The organism is Methanosphaera sp. (assembly GCF_016282985.1).
GTDB lineage: Archaea > Methanobacteriota > Methanobacteria > Methanobacteriales > Methanobacteriaceae > Methanosphaera.
In genome coordinates, this window is sequence record NZ_JAEELZ010000129.1 from 1 (window position 1) to 3,298 (window position 3,298).

Annotated in this window: 6 protein-coding genes; 5 read left to right on the forward strand and 1 reads right to left on the reverse strand. The window is 30.4% G+C overall.

Going from position 1 to position 3,298, the window contains the following annotated elements; genetic code table 11:
• The 4 genes from QZZ11_RS07795 to QZZ11_RS07810 form a co-directional block, all read left to right on the forward strand.
• The coding region (locus QZZ11_RS07795; RefSeq protein ID WP_292475036.1) for a TrmH family RNA methyltransferase at positions 1-318 on the forward strand (318 nt) is incomplete at its 5' end.
• An 84-nt stretch (positions 319-402) separates the two neighbouring features.
• Complete coding sequence (locus QZZ11_RS07800) at positions 403-771, forward strand: hypothetical protein (protein WP_292475038.1); 369 nt, start codon at positions 403-405, stop codon at positions 769-771.
• A gap of 137 nt (positions 772-908) precedes the next feature.
• Entirely contained in the window at positions 909-1,919 is a 1,011-nt protein-coding gene (locus QZZ11_RS07805) for a hypothetical protein (protein WP_292475039.1), read from the forward strand.
• Positions 1,920-2,062: 143 nt separating this feature from the next.
• Positions 2,063-2,755, forward strand: a complete 693-nt coding sequence (locus QZZ11_RS07810; protein ID WP_292475041.1) for a hypothetical protein — start codon at positions 2,063-2,065, stop codon at positions 2,753-2,755.
• Here the strand turns inward: QZZ11_RS07810 and QZZ11_RS07815 are convergent.
• Positions 2,721-2,981, reverse strand: a complete 261-nt coding sequence (locus tag QZZ11_RS07815; protein ID WP_292475042.1) for a hypothetical protein — start codon at positions 2,979-2,981, stop codon at positions 2,721-2,723. The genes QZZ11_RS07810 and QZZ11_RS07815 overlap by 35 nt on opposite strands.
• Between QZZ11_RS07815 and QZZ11_RS07820 the strand changes: the two genes are divergently transcribed.
• The coding region (locus QZZ11_RS07820; RefSeq protein ID WP_292475045.1) for a hypothetical protein at positions 2,974-3,298 on the forward strand (325 nt) is incomplete at its 3' end. The genes QZZ11_RS07815 and QZZ11_RS07820 overlap by 8 nt on opposite strands.

The following is a 3,298-nucleotide window of genomic DNA, read 5'->3' on the forward strand; positions in this document are numbered from 1 at the left end:
GATTTTAAATCTAAAAATAATGGGACTTTCTATTATTTAACAAGATATGGAAAGAAACCACATACTTCTTTTGATTATTCAAATAAAGAAGAAAATATATATTTAGTATTTGGTAAAGAAAGTACTGGAATACCAAAAGAAATACTTAGAGAAGATTTAGATCATTGCATGAGAATACCTATGACAGATAAAGTTAGAGCACTTAATTTATCTAATAGTGTAGCAATAATGGTATATGAAGTATTAAGACAACAAGACTTCAATGATTTATTATTTAAAGAACCACATAAAAGCGAAGATTTTATTATAGAAGATTAATAGTGTAAAGTATGATAAAAATATTGACATATTTAACAAAAAAATGTATCATAAGAGTATAAATAAAGAGAGGAGATTGGATTTATGATTAATTTCTTAGATGTTTCTGGACTTGCTGAAATTTGTTCAGACGTTAAAATAATACCTATTCTAGCAGCTGCTAAGTTCGTAATTAGAGTACTTCAAATAGCAGTACCATTTGCATTAGTAATTTGGGGATCATTAGATTGGTTCAAAGCTTTAATTGCTGGTGATGAAAAAGAAATGAAGATGAAAAGAAAACCATTCATTTCAAGACTTGTTGCTGCAATCGTTATTCTAGTTTTACCTTGGTTAGTTGAATTAATCGCAACTCAAATAGCAGGTAATAGAGCAGATAGTTTCTGGAATTGTTATCATGCTGTTGAACCAGGTATCGATTTCACTGAATGGAATGTTGATGAAAACGACTAAAAAATAATTCGAAAGAATTATTTTTTTTATTTTACAATGAAAAAAATAAATTAATAATATTTCTTTTATTTTATATAAAAACATGTTAAAATTAAATTGAGAATTGTTCATATTATATGGCAATAAGGAGTTAATGTATGAAAAAAATAAAATATTTGATAGTTTTGTTTATTTTACTTGTTGTTCCAATAATTAGCGTACATGCTAATAAATGTTCTGATTACACTGTGGATAATTGTCCAAAATCTACTGCAGAAGGAACATGTGAATGTGATTCATCTGGAGAATGTTTCTTATCAACATATGGTGGACAAACATGTTTTGCAAATAAGACTGAAGAAGCTTGTGAATCAAATATACTATGTGGTTGGAATGATGGTGTTTGTACAAGAGGAGTAAAAAGAAAAGTAGGACCAGTTCCAGATGCTGATTATAGCTGTGAAGGAACTAAATGGTTCCCATTATTTCAATTAGCAAAATTTATTATTAGAATAATTCAAATCGGAGTACCATTTGCATTAATAATTTGGGGCTCATTAGACTGGTTTAAAGCTTTAATAGCACACGATGAAAAAGAAATGAGAATTAAGAGAAAACCTTTTGTTTCAAGGGTAATCGCAGCATTGCTTATTTTCTTCTTACCATGGATTTTGCAATATGTATCAGAGAAATTAGCTGGTAAAAAGAATTCAGTAAATTTTTGGTTATGTTATTCGGAAGCACAACCAAAAATTGACTTTAAAGAGTGGGAATTAGACCCTCTTGAAGAAGATGATCCAGAACCAATTACTGGTACTTCACTTGGTGGACAACTTGCACAAGAAGTGATTGAGGGTGCACAAAATTCATCTAGTAGTACTACAGACCCAAATGTTTCACAAGAAATACATGATATGATTGATGGTAGTACAAATCAAGACACCAAAACAGAAGAAAATGATGACTCAGGAAATAACCCTAATACTCCAGTAAAAGGGGAAAGTAAACATTGCCAAGATTATGACATGACAAAAGGGGAAAAATGTCCACCTCAAGATGATTATAATGTGCAATGTGGAGAATTGAAAAGTAAAGGCGTAAAGCACTGCGTACCAATTCAAGGAATGGGTGGAGATGACCCAACATTACCATCAGAAGGAGCAAGATAGAACAATATAAAAATATTGTTCTTTTTTATGCAAAAAAAGATATAGAATATTCATATTTATGCCTTTTCATTTCTTTAATAATATGATAAAATATAGTATGATAAGAAATTGTTTCTATTTATGAAAATAGGGAGGAAAAATTTATGAAAAAATATAGAAAAAACAAGTTACTTTTCCTAATGGTGTTAACTGTTTTACTTGCTTTACCAATATTTAGTGTACAGGCAAAAGGCAAAACATGTAGGGATTATAGTTTTGACACTTGCCCAAAATATGATTCTGAGGGAAATTATTGTGAAAGGGAAATAGGCTGTGGATGCTATGTTTCAGAAGTATCAAAGAGCAACACTTGTAATTTATCAGATCAAGAACTTGTTTGCAAGGTAAAAAAATCGCGCTGCAATTGGAATGATGGAATATGTTCAAAAAGCCATGTAGGCGGTGGAGAGTCTAAACCAGAAGGCGGCGGAAGAGGCTGCACTGACCCTGCTGTTAATGCTGTAGAATCAAATGCTGCTGGGATCAAGTCTACATTTAAGTGTAGCGATATTGCATACTTAACTAATGCTTGGTTATTTATTAGAATAGCAGCACCATTTATAATCGTATTACTTGGATCTTTAGATTTCTTTAAATCAATGATTGCTGGCGATGAAAAGAAGATGAAGGAATCAAGAGGAAAATTTATAAAGAGATTGATAGCATTTGGCCTATTAATAGTATTACCATTTGTTGTTCAATTTGTATTCAGTGTGATGGGAACTTATGGTTCTGAAAATGTATGTCTAGTAAAATGTATCGTTACAAATGATACATCAGATAAAGGATGTGATTAATAATGTTATTATATGGAATTAAAGCTTTATTCTTAGGATTAAGTGTTCTTATTAGTAGCCATTCATATACGCTTATTCCACGTCTATATAAGTTATTTGTGTATTTTTCAAACTTTAGATTTTTTAAAGAAGAATTTGTTTTTTCAATATGGAATAACTTATATGTATTAGTAGGCGTTGTTGTTTTGTTTGCAATAGCTATTAAATTAATAAGTGCGATGATCAATCCAGATTCACTAGCAGATGGTAAAAAAGGAGCCAAAGGTTCTTATTTTAGAGCAGTATTTGCCGTTATATTAATATTTGTTACTCCTATTGCATTTAGAACATTATTTGATATTCAAGATAAGCTATTATCAGATAATTTTTTAGTAAGTCGTATATTTGGATACAACCTAGACATAGATGATGCGGGACAATTGTTAGCATGGGAAACATTTAATTCTTTCTGTGTCCCTGTAGACAGTAATGATAGGCCATTAACTTGGGATGATCTTACAGAAGAGCAAAAGAAAACATATAAATATGAACTTTATTTTGCAA